Annotated in this window: 14 protein-coding genes and 1 pseudogene; 10 read left to right on the forward strand and 5 right to left on the reverse strand. The window is 44.8% G+C overall.

The genetic code is table 11. From position 1 onward, the window contains the following. Positions 1–18 precede the first annotated feature (18 nt). Complete coding sequence (locus PWYN_RS12605) at positions 19–936, reverse strand: aldo/keto reductase (RefSeq protein WP_036652126.1); 918 nt, start codon at positions 934–936, stop codon at positions 19–21. A gap of 136 nt (positions 937–1,072) precedes the next feature. Further along, the gene (locus PWYN_RS12610) at positions 1,073–2,143 is read right to left on the reverse strand and encodes a GIY-YIG nuclease family protein (protein ID WP_036652129.1); all 1,071 of its coding nucleotides are present in this window, start codon (positions 2,141–2,143) and stop codon (positions 1,073–1,075) included. A 149-nt stretch (positions 2,144–2,292) separates the two neighbouring features. On the opposite strand from PWYN_RS12610, the gene PWYN_RS12615 reads away from it, so the two are divergent. The 7 genes from PWYN_RS12615 to PWYN_RS12645 all read left to right on the forward strand — a co-directional run bounded on the left by PWYN_RS12615 (position 2,293) and on the right by PWYN_RS12645 (position 10,019). Then, complete coding sequence (locus PWYN_RS12615) at positions 2,293–2,634, forward strand: zinc ribbon domain-containing protein YjdM (RefSeq protein WP_036652132.1); 342 nt, start codon at positions 2,293–2,295, stop codon at positions 2,632–2,634. A 185-nt stretch (positions 2,635–2,819) separates the two neighbouring features. Beyond that, complete coding sequence (locus tag PWYN_RS12620; RefSeq protein ID WP_036652135.1) at positions 2,820–4,616, forward strand: sensor histidine kinase; 1,797 nt, start codon at positions 2,820–2,822, stop codon at positions 4,614–4,616. 1 nt (position 4,617) lies between these two features. Beyond that, on the forward strand, positions 4,618–5,754 hold the full coding sequence (locus tag PWYN_RS12625; protein ID WP_036652137.1) for a response regulator: 1,137 nt from the start codon (positions 4,618–4,620) through the stop codon (positions 5,752–5,754). A gap of 25 nt (positions 5,755–5,779) precedes the next feature. Beyond that, positions 5,780–6,598 carry a sugar phosphate isomerase/epimerase family protein gene (locus tag PWYN_RS12630; RefSeq protein WP_240479726.1) on the forward strand — a complete coding sequence of 273 codons (819 nt, stop codon included), beginning with the start codon at positions 5,780–5,782 and terminating at the stop codon, positions 6,596–6,598. 192 nt (positions 6,599–6,790) lie between these two features. Further along, positions 6,791–7,765 (forward strand): glycosyl hydrolase, encoded by a 975-nt coding sequence (locus tag PWYN_RS12635; protein ID WP_036652139.1) that lies wholly within the window; start codon positions 6,791–6,793, stop codon positions 7,763–7,765. Between the two features lie 79 nt (positions 7,766–7,844). Then, entirely contained in the window at positions 7,845–8,897 is a 1,053-nt protein-coding gene (locus PWYN_RS12640) for an LLM class flavin-dependent oxidoreductase (RefSeq protein WP_036652142.1), read from the forward strand. 123 nt (positions 8,898–9,020) lie between these two features. After that, complete coding sequence (locus PWYN_RS12645; RefSeq protein ID WP_240479727.1) at positions 9,021–10,019, forward strand: zinc-binding dehydrogenase; 999 nt, start codon at positions 9,021–9,023, stop codon at positions 10,017–10,019. Between the two features lie 58 nt (positions 10,020–10,077). On the opposite strand, the gene PWYN_RS12650 is transcribed toward PWYN_RS12645, so the two are convergent. Further along, the gene (locus PWYN_RS12650; RefSeq protein ID WP_036652143.1) at positions 10,078–10,713 is read right to left on the reverse strand and encodes a guanylate kinase; all 636 of its coding nucleotides are present in this window, start codon (positions 10,711–10,713) and stop codon (positions 10,078–10,080) included. 168 nt (positions 10,714–10,881) lie between these two features. Between PWYN_RS12650 and PWYN_RS12655 the strand changes: the two genes are divergently transcribed. The 3 genes from PWYN_RS12655 (at position 10,882) to PWYN_RS28695 (ending at position 15,866) form a co-directional block, all read left to right on the forward strand. Then, on the forward strand, positions 10,882–12,066 hold the full coding sequence (locus PWYN_RS12655; RefSeq protein ID WP_036652145.1) for an NAD(P)/FAD-dependent oxidoreductase: 1,185 nt from the start codon (positions 10,882–10,884) through the stop codon (positions 12,064–12,066). A gap of 38 nt (positions 12,067–12,104) precedes the next feature. Next, positions 12,105–12,959 (forward strand): RNA polymerase sigma factor SigJ, encoded by an 855-nt coding sequence (gene sigJ, locus PWYN_RS12660; RefSeq protein ID WP_036652148.1) that lies wholly within the window; start codon positions 12,105–12,107, stop codon positions 12,957–12,959. Positions 12,960–13,274: 315 nt separating this feature from the next. Then, positions 13,275–15,866 (forward strand): ice-binding family protein, encoded by a 2,592-nt coding sequence (locus PWYN_RS28695; RefSeq protein ID WP_169744109.1) that lies wholly within the window; start codon positions 13,275–13,277, stop codon positions 15,864–15,866. Between the two features lie 103 nt (positions 15,867–15,969). Here the strand turns inward: PWYN_RS28695 and PWYN_RS12675 are convergent. Together PWYN_RS12675 and PWYN_RS12680 are read right to left on the reverse strand one after the other, a co-directional pair. Continuing rightward, a pseudogene (locus PWYN_RS12675) lies at positions 15,970–16,788 on the reverse strand (AAC(3) family N-acetyltransferase). Between the two features lie 321 nt (positions 16,789–17,109). Continuing rightward, positions 17,110–17,307 (reverse strand): hypothetical protein, encoded by a 198-nt coding sequence (locus PWYN_RS12680; RefSeq protein WP_036652150.1) that lies wholly within the window; start codon positions 17,305–17,307, stop codon positions 17,110–17,112. Positions 17,308–17,557: the final 250 nt, after the last annotated feature.

The following is a 17,557-nucleotide window of genomic DNA, read 5'->3' on the forward strand; positions in this document are numbered from 1 at the left end:
ATTATAAACGTTTTAGCTTTAAGGCAGCATATTGCCTGCCGCACGATAGATAGCATACCAATCTTCGCGAGTCAGGTGAACATCGCCTGCTTTGATGCAATCCTTTAACCGATCGATATTCATCGTACCGATAACCGGTTGCATGTGTGCGGGATGGCGCAAGAGCCATGCGATAGCAATCGTTGTGTTGCTAACCTCATATTTGCTTGCGATTTCATCGATCTTTTGATTCAATTCCGGGAATTTGTCGCTTCCAAGGAATACGCCTTCAAAGAATCCGTACTGGAAAGGTGACCAAGGCTGAATGGTGATATCGTTCAATCGGCAATAATCCAGGATCAGACCGTCACGGTTCACAGCAGCTTCATTCTCCATATTTACATTGAATCCTTGAGAAATCATGTTGGCGTTAGTGATGCTCAATTGCAGCTGGTTGGCAACAAGCGGCTGCTTCACTGCTTTTTTCAGCAGCTGGATCTGCATAGGGGTCTGATTGGAAACGCCGAAATGGCGTACTTTTCCTGAGCTTTCAAGGATATCAAAAGCTTCGGCTACTTCCTCCGGTTCTACCAAAGTATCGGGACGGTGCAGAAGCAGAATATCCAGGTAATCGGTTCTTAATCGCTTCAAGATAGCATCTACTGAGTTTAATATATGTTCTTTGGAAAAATCGAACATCCCTTGCCGGATGCCGCATTTGGATTGCAGAATAATTTTCTCGCGAATATTGTTATCCATATGGATGGCATCGGCGAAGATTTCCTCGCAAGCTCCGGCACCGTATATATCCGCATGGTCGAAGAAATTTGCACCCTCATCTAGCGCGGTTTGAACAAATTGCTCCGCCTCACTCTTGTCCAGTGAATTAATACGCATACAACCTACTGCAATAACCGGAACCTCTAAAGTGCTGGTCCCTAGTTTCATTGTCCTCATGATGAATGTCCTCCTTAGTATTGGTACCTGGCGATTATTGTATAAGTATTCTGAAAAAAGTATAACTGAATACATAGGCTTATGTAAGTGCTGAAAAATTCTATAGTAAGTAAAAGAAATGTAACTAAGCCAGGTTCTATAACAGCCCGTCAACCGCCTGATCTAATTCAGCACATTTGCCTTCACTAAGCCATTCTTCGGGAATAATAAGATAACTTCCAGAGCAGCTTTTTAAATAACTGTATATAATTTGGGCCTCGTCAAGCTTATGACGGCTGATTTCTACAGAAGCCTCTAAGGGAAGGTTCTTGAAGTGATCTGAAATGGCCGACTGTATGGAGGCATGCAATTGCTTCGTGTCCAGAGTTAGGGTATCGAGTTTTGAACGAAAGAGGATACGGCTGCCTTTGATCAGAATGAGCTTGAGGGTACCTTCGTCCATATGCTCCAGTACAACAATATTTTTGTTCTCCTCAGTGAAGCCGATCACCTTCTCTTTTTGAAGCAAGGAGCTGACAGCTCCGGTTAGGTCCCGGTATTTGGCCGCAGTCTCGAAGTCAAACCTCTCCGCCGCCTCATTCATTCTTCCCTCTAGATCACAAAGGATACTCCTATCTGTTCCGTTCAACAACGCAATAATTTGATCTATAATTTCATTGTACTTCTTAAGTGCCTCTCCGCCTGCACACATTCCTATGCATAAACCAAGGGAATGATTAAGACAGTGAGATGTTCTGGCATGGGGGCTGCTGCAGAGGATTTTTTGAGATTCTTTGATCCCTTGAACTGCTCTTTCCACAGTACTTCTGCTGGTATAGGGGCCAAAATGCAGGCTTTGCCCATCCTCATTGAAATCATAGGTGACTTCGAGTTTCCGGTAGGCCTCATTGGAACGAATGACGATGTAGTTATAGGCCTTTGGGTTTTTCATTTTTCTATTGTACATCGGTTTGATTTCTTTGATTAATTGGCACTCCAGCATAAAGGCTTCAAACTCTGTATCGGTGAGAATGAAATCGAGGTCTCTAATGTTTCTCACTAATTGTTTTACCTTAGGAGAATGCCCTTTGGAGTTGTAGAAATAGGATTGAACTCTTTTCTTCAGCTGTTTGGCTTTGCCGACATAAATAATATTGCCCAGACTATCCTTCATCAGGTATACGCCGGGAGATAGAGGAAGAGAGGCTACCTTTTCTGTAAGATTCATAGAACTAAGTATAAACGATGATTCCCTATAGAGATACAATCGGAGAATGTCTTATTATTTGTCAAGAGAAGAGGACTATGGCAGAATATAAGGAAACCCAAGAATTCATAGATTTAGAAGGTTAACCCTAACGAACGGAGAATGAACTGATGACTGTTTTACCAAATTGTCCAAAATGCAATTCAGAATACACCTATGAAGATGGAAGTATGCTCATTTGCCCGGAATGTGCTCATGAGTGGAGTATAGAATTAGATGCAGAGAATGGTGAGGATCAGAAAGTAATCAAGGATTCCAATGGAAATGTGCTAAACGATGGGGATACGGTTACGGTTATTAAAGACCTGAAGGTAAAGGGAAGCTCATCCGTAATTAAAATAGGCACAAAGGTAAAAAACATACGTTTGGTCGATGGAGATCATGATATCGATTGTAAAATTGATGGCTTTGGAGCTATGAAATTGAAGTCTGAATTTGTTAAAAAAGTATAGAACAACTAAGTCTGGAAGGAGCTAAGCGCTGAGCTTAGCTTTTTTATTTGGGCTGAATCTACAATTTTATTGTTTGTATATAACATTGTTATCAATTCTATCGGATTTGTATGTATTTTTGTCTAATTTCTGATAACATAGAAAGTGCTTAATGGAAGATTAAATCCGCGCGGGGGCTAACATCTATGAACTACAACCTGTATTTATCGGCTCTCCTGATGGCAGCCACCTGCTGCTCAATGGTTATGACCTATCTTTCATGGAAAAGAAGAGAGCTTCCCATCGCGATAAGCTACGGGTTGGGTATGTTAGCGGGCTCCTTTTATACCTTCGGTTATGCTTTTGAAATTGTCAGTACTACTTTGGATCATATACGCTTTTGGCTTCGCGTTGAATATATCGGCATTCCTTTCGGCTCAGTAATATGGATCATTATGGTATTGCAGTATACGGGCCGCCAATCCCTTGTTCATCGAAGGCTAATTACACTCCTCCTGATTATTCCCACTCTAACGATTACAGCCCATTACACGAACGAATGGCATCATTGGTATTACAAGAGCGTGACACTTAATTGGTCTGAGGGTTTTCCTTTGGTATCTCTGGTTAAAGGTCCCCTATACGTGGTTCATGTTGCTTATTCCTATATTCTTTTTGCATTAGGCACGGCTTTGATGTTCCAAATGTACCTACGAGCTAATTCCCGGATGAAAAAGCAAATCGCCTTAATGATTATTGGCTCCTGGGGTCCCTATGGCTTTACACTCGTGTATTTAAGCGGTGTGATCTACATGCCTATTGATATATCTCCATTTGGTTTTGTTTTTTCAGGTTTCTTCTATTTGTGGGGAATCTATCAGTTTAATATGCTGAGATTAGCACCCTTGGCCTTGCAAAAGGTATTCGAATCCATGCAGGACGCGGTCATAATATTTGATTTGGACAACAACTTAACCAGTTTTAATCAGTCTGCAAAGGGGATTGTTGAGGGATTACATAAAAAGCATATCGGCCTGCCAGCGTTTCAAGTGTTCACCCGTTATCCGACCCTCCTTGAAAGGATCATACAAGGACCAACCGTGGACAGCAAAATCCAAATTTCAGGTCAAGCAGACGCTAAGTTTTATAATATCCATATGTCAGCGGTCAATGATACTAACCAAAAACCGGTTGGCAAAATGCTATTGCTTAGCGATGTCACGGAAATGGTCCGATCGGAGAAGAAATTACTGGAGAACTCCAGACAGTTAAAAGAGCTGAATGCGTTCAAGGATCGAATGTTCAACGTAGTGGCTCATGATATTCGCGATCCCCTTGCGGTGCTCACCAATCTAATGGAGTTGATGGAGGAGGAGCTGCAGACTTGCGGAGAGAGCCATGAAGAAATCCTGCAAGAAATGGGGCAGCAAATTCAGAATACATTTACTCTGGTGGAAAGCTTGCTGGATTGGTTCCGGGGTCAAAGGGAAGGGATGGTTTTTCATCCGGTTGCTTTGAATCTATCCAACGTAGTCGAGGTTAACATGAATTTGTTGCAAATCCGCAGTGCGAGAAAAGGAATACGAATTCGATCCGACATCCCGCTTGGAAGTATTGTCTATGCAGATAAGGAGATGCTTCATTTGGTTCTGCGTAATCTGCTCTCTAATGCTCTGAAGTTTACGGAGTCCGGGGGAATCATTCAGCTGCAAGCAGAACGTGTGGAGGGTAAAATGATTGTATCTATAATCGATACAGGAGAAGGAGTATCAGCAGATCTTACGGATTCCTTATTTCAGGAAGCCTATTCTATTACCTCAGAGGGAACAGACGGAGAGCGAGGCTTTGGGCTTGGACTCACCTTATGCAGAGAATTTGTCCGCTTAAACGGCGGGGAAATATGGTTCGATAGCACACCTGCGCAAGGAAGCACCTTTTTCTTCTCCATCCCAACGCCCCCTAAAGCTACCCATTTCATGGCCAGCACAGAAGGGAGGGGATGAGGTGAAGGTCGTTCTTATCGATGATGAAAAAGCCATGCATTTAATTATGAGGCGAATGCTTGCTAGGGTTGCGGATATCGAAATTATGGGAAGCTTTCTGGACACGAACTCAGCGTACTCTTATTTGGCTAATCATGAGGTGGATCTGGTGTTTGTGGATATAAGTATGCCCAAGGAGAGCGGCCTGGAGTTTGCGGCAAGATTACGGGCAAGCGGTCGATCCGTTAAACTCGTATTTGTTACCTCCCACAAAGACTATGCGTTGTATGCCTTTGATGTCTATGCTTACGACTTTATTGTGAAGCCGGTTGATCAAGAGAGGTTGCATAGAACAGTTCACAGGGTACTTGCGGAGATGCATGCCGAACACTTTGTTCAAGCGAAGCAGGACCTTGGTTTCAGGGAGGTTAAGTTCAACTGCTTAGGCGGGATCGATATTCAAATCTCACAGGGTGTGAGTGTGAAGTGGAAATCCAGTAAAAGTACGGAGCTCTTCAGCTATCTGCTTGTTCATAAAGGGAGATTTGTATCAAGAGCAAGGCTGATTGAGGATATCTATGAAGGAATGCCGCAGAAGAACGCAGAAACTTACTTGAACACCACGGTCTATCAGCTGCGCAAGGTATTGGAGTCTTGTGGCCTTAAGGAGAGCTTGCTTTCCGATAGCACTCATTATGCACTTACGCTTAACCAAGTGACAGTAGATGCTCATAGTTTCGAACAAGGATGCAGGCAGCTTGCCGTTGTGGATGAGACCACAATTGAACAGGCGCTGGAACTTGAACAGTTATATGAAGGTGATTTGTTTGGAGATCGGGGTTTTTCCTGGGCATGGAGTGAAGTTGGGCGTTTATCGTTAATGTATACGGCGCTAGTCCAGAAATTGTGCGGTGCCTTGCTGCATAGAGGTGACGCGAAGACCGCTATACGTCTATTAACGAAGCTTATCTCACGTAATGAATTGGATGAAGAGCCTAGAATGCTGCTTATGAAGGCCTTTGCTTTGCAAAAGAATAAGGAAGCGTTAGACCGACAATATTTGGAGTTTAAAGAGACGCTGCAGAAAGAGATCGGGGTATCACCTTCACTTGAAGCTGTGAGCTTATACGCGGAGCTGATTTCGGGAATGAATACTTAACGGTTGAACTGGAGAGGACGGATGCATGATGAAAATTTCTGTTTTTTATAGCCATATTCTTGTAGCGAGCGAGCAAACGGGGTTAACGGTGACGGACGTACTGAAGCAGGTTCATGAGTTCGGCATTGATGCGGTAGAGCTTGATCTTGACCAGGCCCTACCCGATAAGGAGGAGATGAAGGAGCGGCTGGAGCGGGCGAATATTTCAGTCGCATCCATGTATGCCTTCTTTGATTTTGGCAATGATCCCAATGTAGAGCCGGGCTTGAAGTTCATTGATACAGCTGCCTTTCTGGGAGCGGGGAAAGTTCTGGTTATCCCAGGCTTCATTGAGGAATCGGCGGGGACGGAAGAGCGGGACAACGCATTACAGCGTATGGTTGGGGCATTGCAGGTGATGTGCGATTATGCGGAGCAAAAGAATATTCTTGTTACTCTGGAGGACTTCGATGATTTTCGCGCGCCTTTCTCTACCTCGGGGGAATTGCTGTGGTTTATGGAACAGGTTCCGAAGCTGGGCTGCACCTTTGATACCGGCAATTTCCTAGTCCTTGGTGAGGATGAGCTTGAGGCTTTTGAGAAACTCAAGGCAAGAATTGTTCATGTTCACCTCAAGGATCGCTCGCTAGATGAGGGGAATGGTGGGGTTCCAAAAATCACTACAGATGGAACGCGGCTATTCCCGTCTCCGGTTGGGTATGGCATTATCCGAATAGAAGAGATCTTGAACCGGCTAAAGGCGAATGGGTACAGGGATACCTTGGCGATTGAGCACTTTGATGCGGCGAACGAGTTATCTTATATGGAACAATCGGCCGAGTGGCTCCGCTCTAGACTTCACTAGGACAACAGATCTGTTGAGTGAACATTACTATCCAGAACTTCGTAAGGGATGTCCCAAAGCCGTGACGGTGATGGAACCTCTCTTTTTTTTTGTGAAATATGTACATTGACTTGATGGGTTAGACCCATTAATCTAAACACATGTATATAACAATTATAACAAAAATAACAAAAATAAAGAGGAGAGCTCAAAATGACTATAGTTAACAACGCAACACCTTGTAACCCACACGCCTCAGACGAGGTACGGGCAGTTTTGAATTATCTGAGCGAACTTTCAGGTAAAGGAATTATTACGGGGCAGCACACACAGACCACTGTACAAAAGGAGCTCCTCTATATTGAGGATGTAACCGGCAAGCTCCCGGCACTTTGCGGATTTGAACTTCTTGCTTATTCTCCTAATATTAACTATGAGGACAGCACGGAGGCGTGCCTGTTAGAAGTCGAGGAGAATAAAAACACACTCGATAATGCATGGGATTGGGTGCTGAACCAAAAAGGATTGGCAACCTTCACCTGGCATTGGTTCTCGCCTTTTGGCAGCCGGGATAAAGGCTTTTATGCGGAGAACACGACCTTTGATGCTTCTCAGGCAATCATTGAGGGTACAGAGGAGTATAAAGCCATGCTATCGGATATGGATGTAATGGCTGGGATTTTGAAGCAATTCGAAGATAAAAATATTCCGATCCTATGGCGTCCTTTCCACGAGTCGGAAGGCACATGGTTCTGGTGGGGAAGTAAGGGGCCTGAAGTTGCTAAACAGCTGTACCGAATTATGTATGATAGATATACGAATGTGCACAAGTTAAACAACCTCATTTGGGTATGGAATTCACCGCTGCCTGAGGGGTATGTAGGGGATGACGTAGCTGATGTGATCTCCAGAGATTTGTATCCGCCGAAGTACCAGCATACGGATTTGAACAAAGAATATGATGAGCTTGTACAAATTACACCTACGCCTAAGCCGGTTGCCCTTGGGGAAATTGGAGTCATTCCTAGCATCCAGCAGCTGTCTGAAACCAAAGTCCCTTGGTTGTGGTTTATGACTTGGTCAAATGATTTCTGTACTACAGAAGAATGGACAACGAAAGAGGAATTATACAAAGCTTACCACCATGATTACGCGATCACACTGGATAAGCTGCCGAAATTGTACTAAAGTATTGCTGTAAGGAGCAAGCTTAAGTGGAGGCTGATTAACGAAGCTGCTAACCAAAAACGGAGAAGGAGGACAAATCTTGGAGATAGGTGTGAGTACTTTTGTAGAAACAACACCGGACGTCCAAACCGGCAAGACCATGAGTCATGCGCAGCGTTTGCGTGAGGTCGTGGAGGAGATTGTTCTCGCAGATCAGGTGGGGTTGGATGTATTTGGTGTAGGTGAGCATCATCGCAGAGATTATGCGGCATCCTCTCCTGCAGTCCTGTTGGCTGCAGCTGCATCACAGACGAAACGGATAAGACTTACAAGTGCAGTAACGGTACTTTCTTCTGCGGACCCGGTTCGTGTGTTTCAGGACTTTGCTACGCTTGACGGGATTTCGAACGGTCGTGCAGAGATTATGGCGGGCCGCGGTTCTTTTATCGAATCTTTCCCGCTGTTCGGGTATGATTTGGATGATTATGATGAATTGTTTGATGAGAAGCTGGAGCTGCTATTGAAGCTGCGGGAGTCTGAGAAAGTAACCTGGGAGGGCGGGCATCGACCGGCCATTAACAAACTGGGTGTCTATCCACGCCCGGTTCAGAATCCATTGCCGGTGTGGATTGGCAGCGGGGGGAATAGGGAATCTGTGATTCGGGCAGGCCTGCTCGGGCTGCCTCTGGTTCTAGCCATAATAGGTGGGAGCCCAACCCAATTCGCACACCTCGTCCAGCTCTATAAAAAAGCTGCCGAGCAAGCAGGTCATGATGCATCCCTACTGACGGTTGCCTCTCATTCACACGGTTTCATTGCAGAGGATACCCAGCTTGCGGCTGATCGGTTCTTTCCCTCCACACAGGCCAGTATGAATGTAATTGGGCGGGAGCGGGGCTGGGGGCATTACAACCGCTCCACTTACGATGCCGCTCGCAGCTTGGAAGGGGCGCTGTACGTAGGCGATCCTGAGACCGTTGCGCAAAAAATCATTCATCTTCGCAAAAATGTAGGGATTACCCGCTTCTTCCTGCATGTTCCGCTCGGCACTATGCCCCATGAGGATGTAATGAGGGCCATTGAGCTGCTCGGGACCGAAGTGGCGCCGCGCGTTCGCGAGGAAATAGCTAGGTGGGAGTCAGAATCAATATAATGGTTGCTATAAAGACCTTTCTGGATCTCAGAGAGGTCTTTTAGGTATTCAAGCAAAGATCCGCCTCTAGTATTTGTTATGTTAAAATAACAATAAGTACTAATAAGAATAGGAGCCGTTAGAATGACTATTATGAAAGCAGTAGTACTCACAAAGCCAGGAGCACCGGATACTTTAACTGTTGTGTCTGATCAACCGATTCCGAAGCCGAAGGCAGGTGAGATACGTGTTCGTGTTCATGCCGTGGGCCTTAATCCGGTTGATTATAAGCTGGCCATGAACGGTCATCCTCGCTGGGAGTATCCATTTATTCCAGGTGTTGATGTTGCCGGGGTTGTGGACGAAGTGGGCGAGGGAGTCTCGCAATGGTATATCGGGGATCGGGTCGTTTATCACGGTGATTTCACAAAACCCGGCGGCTTTGCGGAATATAGCATAACTACGGCTCATACTGTCGCGGCTATTCCAGACGGAATTTCCTTTGAAGACGCTGCGGCATTTCCGTGTGCCGGATTAACCGCTTATCAAGCCATCCTGCGTAAAATGCATATGAGACCGGGGCAGTCCATTCTCATCCATGCCGGCAGCGGCGGAGTTGGCGGTTATGCTATTCAGCTGGCTAAGCTGTGCGGTGCTTCTACAATTATAACGACTGCATCTCCTCAAAATGAGGAATACGTCCGGGGGCTAGGAGCCGATATCGTGATTGACTACAATACGGAGGAGGTATATGCCAGAGTGATGTCCGTGACTGACGGGCAAGGCGTTGATCTTATCCTTAACTCGGTTAACCGGGCTACAGCCCAAAAAGACTTGTCCATTCTCTCCTTTGGAGGTCAGCTAGCTTGTATCGCCGGTGCTCCTGAGACGGTAGCAGATTTTCAACCCTCTACCAAGACCTTCACCATTCATAAGCTGATGCTTGGCGGTGCACATGGTTCCGGCAATCGGAAGGAAGAAGAGGATCTACCCGTGATGATGGAGCACTTCTTATCTCTGATGTTAGAGAAGAAGATAGATCCTCTGGTAAAGCAGGTTATTTCTTTAGATGAAATTCCTTATGGGTTGAAGCGGTTGTCAGAGAAGCATGTGCAGGGTAAAATTGTAGCGCAGATTTCCTAGATAGGCACGAATAGAGAACATGAGATAGAGTACTTCTTCAATAGGGTGAGTACCTATCTCATATCTTATCCTGCAAAAATTCTTTAATCTTCAAGAGGGTGGTATCCGAATCAAGGTTTTGGAGCAGATACTCCGATTCTTTCTTATAGATTACTTGCTCCGTATAATTCCCCAAATATTCTTCCACAATACCGGACGGAACGGCTTCCCGCTCTAAGCGAAGGCGGATATCATCCTTTGTAACATACAGAAAGATTCGAATGGCAGCATCCCCGAATTTTTGGCGAAACGCTTGAACCCCATCATGATTTACGACGACGATAGCAGCATTACGTAACTCCAAGGCTCTGAACAGCTCAAACTCCGAGATTCCATAATTGCCTCTTTCCAAATGCACCGTCTGAAAAAAATCCTTTCGTTCCAGCATGGCCTGGAATTCACCGTCAGAGATAAAGTGGTAATGCTCTCCGTTTCGTTCTTGCGGACGGATGGTGCGAGTAGTATACGGGTATACGTAGGGAATCCCGAGCAATAGGCTTAGTTGTTTGGCTGTATTCTTGCGTCCGGAGCCGCTCATTCCGGTAATCACGATGACCTTATCCTTTGAGGATTTCATCTTGTTCGTCTCAATAGGTTGGTTATTCGGCTCTTGTCTGATCGCTGATGTCTTTGGTGATTTCAGCCAGTCCCACATCACTTCTCCTCCTTTACATAACCGTTGTAATACTTACTAATTCGACAAAAAACTTCAAAATCCTAGTTTGCTCCCGCTGTTACTCAGCAACCTTCTGCATATCCTTGATTCTGTCACAAAAGTACCCCTTAACTCGTTTTATATGCAAAACCATAAGGAGTGTTTGCCATGGGAGAGTTGACATGCTTGGTCATTGGGGGGGGTTATGCCGGTATTCATGCGGTTCAAGCCATCCGGAAATCATTTAAGAGTGAAGAAGATAAACGAACCGTTCGACTGATTCTAATGGATAAGAACCCTTATCACCTTCGAAAAGTACTGCTTTTTAGACCCGCAGTCGGAGACGAAGATATTACGGTCCCGCTGACCGACCTGTTTCCCGAAGGAGTCGAGCTCATTCAGGGTGCTGTTACCTATATTGAATCGACAGAAAAAAATCTGCGGTATGAGGATGCCGCAGGAGCTGAGCATCGAATGAACTATGACATTCTTGTTGTAGCTTTGGGCAGCGTTTTGCGGCAACCGGAACCATGGCAGGGGGGAATGGCATTGGCGAGTATAGATCATGCGAGGAAGATCCGAGAGGCGTGGCGGGCTAATTTGAAGAAGGCAGTTGGGGAAACCAATGTACATGAACGTAAGAAATTAATGAGCATTGCGGTTGCAGGAGCAGGGATTAGCGGCATCGAAACCTCTGCCGAATTGGCGCATTATGTGCGTGAAGATGCTGAAGCTCTGGGACTGGATCCGGGCGAAGCAAAGATTACCTTATTCAATGCTAACCCGAGGCTATTTCCGGAAGGTCCGGCCAAAGTAGGGGTTAGATTGGAAGACTCACTTCATTCTAATGGGGTGACCCTCTCGCACGGGAGCAAGGTGGTGCAGGAGGAATTGGGGACATTGACCTTGTCTAGCGGTGAGACGATATCTGTAGGTATGTGTATCTGGACGCTTGGGTTGTTACCCCATCCTTTGCTGCAAAGCATCGGTCTGCCTGTCGATTCGGAAGGATATGTTGTCATAGATGCAAGCTACCGAGTGCAGGGAACCCAGGGTATATACAGTATTGGGGATTGTGCGCGGGTCGTTGACCCGGTTAGCGGACGGGTGGACGGAAAGACCTGTAAGGAAGCAATAGCTCAGGCCGCAAGGCTGGGAAAGGTAATATTAGCGGATATTACGGGGCGCTCCGCACCTACACATAAGGGGTTTATGGACTTTTTCTGTTTTGGCTTAGGACCGGGGATCGGGATGGCGTGGACACATAAGTGGGGGGTAGATATTATTTTTACGGGAAGGTTGGGCTCCAAATTGAGAAAATTTACATGGGACTCTGCAAGTTTGATAAAATAATGCAAACGTAGGATTTGGATAAGAACGGAAGTGATGAGATGCAAGAGTTGTATGAGCAGTACAGAGCGCTACTTTTTACTCTTGCCTATCAGTTGACGGGGTCCGCCTCCGATGCAGAGGATGTCCTGCAGGATGTATTCTTGAAGCTGTATGATGTACAGCAGGAGCGTTTAATTGAACCGAAGGCCTACCTGTGCAAAATGGTAACGAACCGCAGCTTGGATTTGCTGAAATCGGCTCGCAAGCAACGTGAACAGTATTACGGTGAATGGCTCCCCGAGCCTATTTGTACGGAAGGGGATGATTCGCTTGAGATGGTTGTTCGCGGTCAGCTGTTGTCTTACGCTATGCTCGTATTACTCGAAAGGCTGTCTCCTGCAGAACGGTCGGTATTCGTGCTTCGTGAGGCTTTGGGCTTTGAATACTTGGAGATTGCCGGGCTCGTTGGTAAAAGTGAAGCGAATTGCCGCAAGCTGTTCAGCCGTGCGAGAGGGAAAATGGGGATTACTCTTGAAGAGCCTATTCAAGCTGAAGCGGCGGGTGAAGTTTGGGTGAGTCGCTTCCTTTCGGCTCTTGAACGGGGAGATGTGAATTCGGTTGTATCTATGCTTGCAGAAGATGTCGTGTTGATCTCTGATGGAGGGGGCAAGGCGTTCGCTGCTGTTCATCCTGTGGAATCACGGGATCGGGTCTTGCGTTTTCTGCTTGGTCTTGTTCGTAAGGCACCCCAGAATGATGGCATGGTTATGGAAATGAGGGAGATCAATGGGCAAACAGGACTGGTGTTCCGTTCAGGCGAAATCATCCAGACCGTAGCACTTATGCTTGTTGAGGGTAACTTGATTCGCAACTTATATTTTGTTAGGAATTCCGATAAGTTGGGCAGAATATAGTAATTGTAATAAGCAGAGTGTCCATTTATACAAGATTCAAACTGAGAATCTTTGGTTAATATAGAGTAATAGAGTGTGTGTGTCAAAAAAGGCGAAGAATGTGAAGTGATGAACTAGTGTTTTAAGGGCAGCCTTGAAAATTGTGTTATTACCGCACAATAAGTTCGGTAATACATATTTCAAGTGGCTCCAAAGTTTTCGAAGATGGATTTCTTCGGTAACGAGCACGAAGTCGGAACCTTCCAATCTCCGCTTATTTTTATGAACATGCTCTTTTTTTATGTTCCATATAGATTTAACGAGGAGTTGCTGTTTATGTATAGTAGAAATAGTAAGAGAGCACTTGTGTGGATCGTATCCTTATGTTTAATTTTTTCATCATTCGGATTCGTATCTGCAGCTAGCACTAATGACGTGAAAGGCCACTGGGCTGAAGCTGTTATTAATAATTGGCTTAATGAGGGTTTTATAACTGGATATGAAGATGGTACATTCAGACCTGAAGCCAAGGTGACTCGTCAGGAACTTACTGCATTTGTAAATAGATCCTTTTCGTTTAAGCAGCTTGGACCCATTCAATTTACAGATGTAGTCAAGACGGATTGGGCTTATGCCGATATGTCAAAGGCTAAGGCGGCAGGATACATCAATGGATATGAGGATGGTACATTCAGACCCAGAACAGAAATTAGCCGCCAAGAAGTAGCGGTTATAGTCTCGAATTTACTAGGGTTGGGAAGCTCTACATCAGCCAACTCGTATATGGATGCAAAAGACAGCCCCGCATGGAGTAAGAGTGCTATAGGAGCTGTTAAAGATCGCGGAATCATGGGCGGTTATCCAGACGGAACCTTCCGTCCTGAGCAATCTGTGACCCGGGCAGAAGCAGTTGTTCTTCTGGATAGAGCATTAAAATCCAAGACTCCAAGCATTAATACGACCACATATGATAAGGCGGGAACCTATGGTCCATTAACTGGAGTTCAGGTAATCGAAGGTAATGTGGTTATCTCTGCTAAGGATGTAACCCTTCAAAATATGACGATCACAGGAGATCTGTTATTGGCTGAAAGTATAGGACAGGGTGATGTATTTCTTAAGAAAGTCACTGTATTAGGGAAAACAACCGTGAATGGCGGCGGTGAGAACAGTATTTTCTTTGAAGACTCTGTTCTTGGTAGTGTAATCGTCAATAAAACAAACGGCGCTGTCCGAATGGTGGCTTCTGGATCTACGATTGTTGGAGAAGTCATCCTGCAATCTAGCAGCACATTAGAAGAAACGAAGTTGACAGGTGAAGGATTTAAAAATGTAACCTTATCTGAAATCATGCCAGATGGATCCAAAGCGAAGTTGAGTGGAAGCTTTGAAGCGGTAAACGTGAATTCAAATAATATAACGATGGACATCCCAACGGGGTCTGTCAAAACATTGAACATGAATGCAACATCTACAGGATCTTCTGTAAATCTAGGGAATACAGCGAATGTGGGGTCACTTACTTTGGATGCTGTAGTCTCTATACTTGGAAAAGGGACCCTAGATAAAGCCCAATTTAATGTGTCGGGTGCTAGTGTTCAACAAACACCTACAACAATAAATGTAGCTGCTGGAATAAGTGCAACAGTGGATGGAAAGCCTGCCGTTACAACACCAATTCCAACACCAACACCTACGCCCACACCGACACCGACATCACCAACACAGAGTTATAGTAATACTAAAGCAATAACTAGTTTTGACTTTGCTGGACTTATGCCTACTGTTGGTGGCGTAATAAACGAGGAAACAAAGACCATTGCTCTGACAGTTCCATTTGGGACAAATGTAACAACATTGACTCCCAGTATCCTAAGCACAGGAATAAGTATAGTGCCTAACTCAGGAGCCATTCAGAACTTTATAAGTGGAGTGACCTATACGGTAACAGCAGAAAATGGTACAACACAAACCTATATGGTTACAGTTACAGCGAAATCAACCGTAGTAGCTGGAGCGAACATCACAATTCCTGCTCCTGCAAGTGGCATTACAGCATGGCTTGCTCCTGCAAATACAACTGTATTTGCCGAGGCAGCTAACATGACGAAACTCGTAGGAAATGGAACAACATCTACAATTGTAGCTCCGACAACATTTGGTGACTACCAATTGTTCTTGATTGATTCAGTGGATTCCACAAAAGTATCAAATTCACCTGTGGGAACATTAACAGTAGCCATAGGCAGACCTGTTGACCTTGGAGCATCTGGTAACTTTGTGATATTAGCAAAAGCAGGAGTTTCTAACAATCCAGGCTCCATGATCACTGGAAATATAGGAGTTAGCCCAATCGCGGCGACTGCGATAACTGGATTTGCTCTAACGTTAGGTAGTGGAGCTCCCTTTTCTACCTCTACACAGGTTATCGGACAAGTATTCGCACCTGATTATGCATCTCCTACCGCTAGTAACCTAACGACAGCAGTAAGCAACATGGAAACTGCGTATACGGATGCTGCAGGACGTGCCTCTAATTTTACAGAGTTATATAGTGGAAATATCAGCGGGAAAACTCTTGTGCCTGGCGTCTATAAGTGGGGTACGGATGTCCTGATAAATTCAGGTACAGATGTTACTCTCAATGGTGGACCCAACGATGTCTGGATCTTTCAGATCGCTGGTGGACTAACACAGGCAAGCGCTACTAAGATTATTCTATCCGGTGGAGCAAAGGCGGAAAATATTTTTTGGCAGGTTGCTGATACAATGGCCATTGAAACGAGTGCTCACTTTGAGGGTATAGTTCTTGGTAAGAAAGCCATCACCGTAGGGACTAATGCCTCTATAAATGGCAGATTATTGTCACAGACTGCCGTTACTTTGGATCAAAATACAATCGTAGAGCCAGCTTCTGCATCCAATTAAAAATCTTAACTGTAAATGTACTTCATATGACCCGTAAGGTGGAACCTTGAAAAAGGTGACTCTTACGGGTCATTTTTGTTTTATATTGTGTTTACTCTAAGAATTAGATCCTATTCTTGTCCATCCATTCAACAGTCCAATCAATTAGAGGCCTAACCTTTATGAATCGTACCTCTGCATTTCCCACTTTATGAATTTGAAGATTAGTTAAACTGTCATATTCGTTCCCTAATTTAATGAAATCCCCATCATCGACTGCTTGAGTCTTATAGGTGACCCATTCTCTCTTTCCATTCACGAACATGGCACTGCTTTCATCAGCAAAACGTTTGCTAGGGAAGTTGGCTCTGGTCTCTGCTAGATGCAATACTGTGTTTTTCTCATAACCGACTCCGATCAACAGCACATATCCATCTAATTCATACAACTTATCTACAGGGGAGTTTTTTCCAAAAATATTACTTAGATCATGCTCTTGAGTTATGTATTAAGCGTGTTTCCCTACAGCAGCTATAGATCTTGCCGGGTGATCGGATCTTTGTGCACCTGGCCACTTTCTAAACATTTCTGCTACAACACCCATGCCAATTGCCGGTGTGATTTCCTTGTCATAGGCAGGCCAGTGTTCACGAATAATGGGCCACCATTCCGCAGGTTCTTCCCAGTGTACTCCGGTGGAGGGGTCGAGGTTTTTCCATGTTTGAGAAGGCATCATTAGGGTCCCCTCTTTACCTACAAGCTCCAGAAGTGACCTCACCAGTGTTTCGGCTCCCCCTACAACAAAGCCCAGGTTTTTTAATGAGGTATGTACAGATATCGTTTGCCCCTCCGCTAATCCACAGTCCTCCAACTGCTTGATCAGATTCTCCTTTGTTAGGATTACCCTGGTTTCCCCTGTTTGCTTACCTTTGGTCATATCCATCCCTCCACTTTCAATTGAAAATAAAAAAACAACCTCGCTATAAATAGCGGGGTTGTCGCTGGCATCGCCAGAGAAGCATGGCCCTTAAGTTTCTTTTCAAGAGAACTAATTTTTTATTAATTATACTGATTTTGGATGATATTGGCAATCGTTTATACATCCGCGGCCTTTGGGGCTAATGAGATCAAGAAAAAATACAGCCGTTCTCCAGAATTCGAGTAAACTCATGAATCAGATAGAGGCTGTCAATCGAAAGGCTTTAACCCAATAGTTCATAGCAAACAGGCTCTCCGCCTAATCAGCGGGAGCCTGTTTTAATATTCAATCGTATACGGACTGGTGGTTGATGTCACATTTGTTGAGGATGAAGGAGATTTGATTCTCAAGACGATTAATATTCTCTTGCATTGCCGGATCCTTTGGCTCCTGACTATTGAGGTCTTCGAGCTCCTGCTTCAGCTGGTGAAGATCTTCGCTAGCATGTGCACAGTCGTAGTTACTTTCAAGATTCTCAAGCATGGTTGGGTACCTCCATTCTGTAAGTCGTCCTCTTTTATTATGGAGAAAACCACTACATTTATGCAGATTATAGTTTAGGTTTGAAATTATTTATGAATTAGTGTTTTAAATCAGAAAAATATGTTTATAATTAATATAGGTTGCAGCGTTTATGCGTCCGTTGTTTTGTTATGTCTGAAATAAATTTATTTTTTTCAATAAAGGAGGCAAAAAGGATTAGAAAAACAAAAAAAGGCACTTTTAGTTAACA

Origin of the sequence: Paenibacillus wynnii (assembly GCF_000757885.1) — a bacterium.
Lineage (GTDB): Bacteria > Bacillota > Bacilli > Paenibacillales > Paenibacillaceae > Paenibacillus_AQ > Paenibacillus_AQ wynnii.

Excerpts from the sequence above, each read along its gene's own strand:
- PWYN_RS12645 (WP_240479727.1), top strand. The coding sequence starts at position 9,021 with ATGACTATTATGAAAGCAGTAGTACTCACAAAGCCAGGAGCACCGGAT.
- PWYN_RS12615 (WP_036652132.1), top strand. The coding sequence starts at position 2,293 with ATGACTGTTTTACCAAATTGTCCAAAATGCAATTCAGAATACACCTAT.
- PWYN_RS12680 (WP_036652150.1), bottom strand. The coding sequence starts at position 17,307 with ATGCTTGAGAATCTTGAAAGTAACTACGACTGTGCACATGCTAGCGAA.
- PWYN_RS12650 (WP_036652143.1), bottom strand. The coding sequence starts at position 10,713 with ATGTGGGACTGGCTGAAATCACCAAAGACATCAGCGATCAGACAAGAG.
- PWYN_RS12620 (WP_036652135.1), top strand. The coding sequence starts at position 2,820 with ATGAACTACAACCTGTATTTATCGGCTCTCCTGATGGCAGCCACCTGC.
- PWYN_RS12630 (WP_240479726.1), top strand. The coding sequence starts at position 5,780 with ATGATGAAAATTTCTGTTTTTTATAGCCATATTCTTGTAGCGAGCGAG.
- PWYN_RS12655 (WP_036652145.1), top strand. The coding sequence starts at position 10,882 with ATGGGAGAGTTGACATGCTTGGTCATTGGGGGGGGTTATGCCGGTATT.
- PWYN_RS12635 (WP_036652139.1), top strand. The coding sequence starts at position 6,791 with ATGACTATAGTTAACAACGCAACACCTTGTAACCCACACGCCTCAGAC.
- PWYN_RS12605 (WP_036652126.1), bottom strand. The coding sequence starts at position 936 with ATGAGGACAATGAAACTAGGGACCAGCACTTTAGAGGTTCCGGTTATT.
- PWYN_RS12610 (WP_036652129.1), bottom strand. The coding sequence starts at position 2,143 with ATGAATCTTACAGAAAAGGTAGCCTCTCTTCCTCTATCTCCCGGCGTA.
- sigJ (WP_036652148.1), top strand. The coding sequence starts at position 12,105 with ATGCAAGAGTTGTATGAGCAGTACAGAGCGCTACTTTTTACTCTTGCC.
- PWYN_RS28695 (WP_169744109.1), top strand. The coding sequence starts at position 13,275 with ATGTATAGTAGAAATAGTAAGAGAGCACTTGTGTGGATCGTATCCTTA.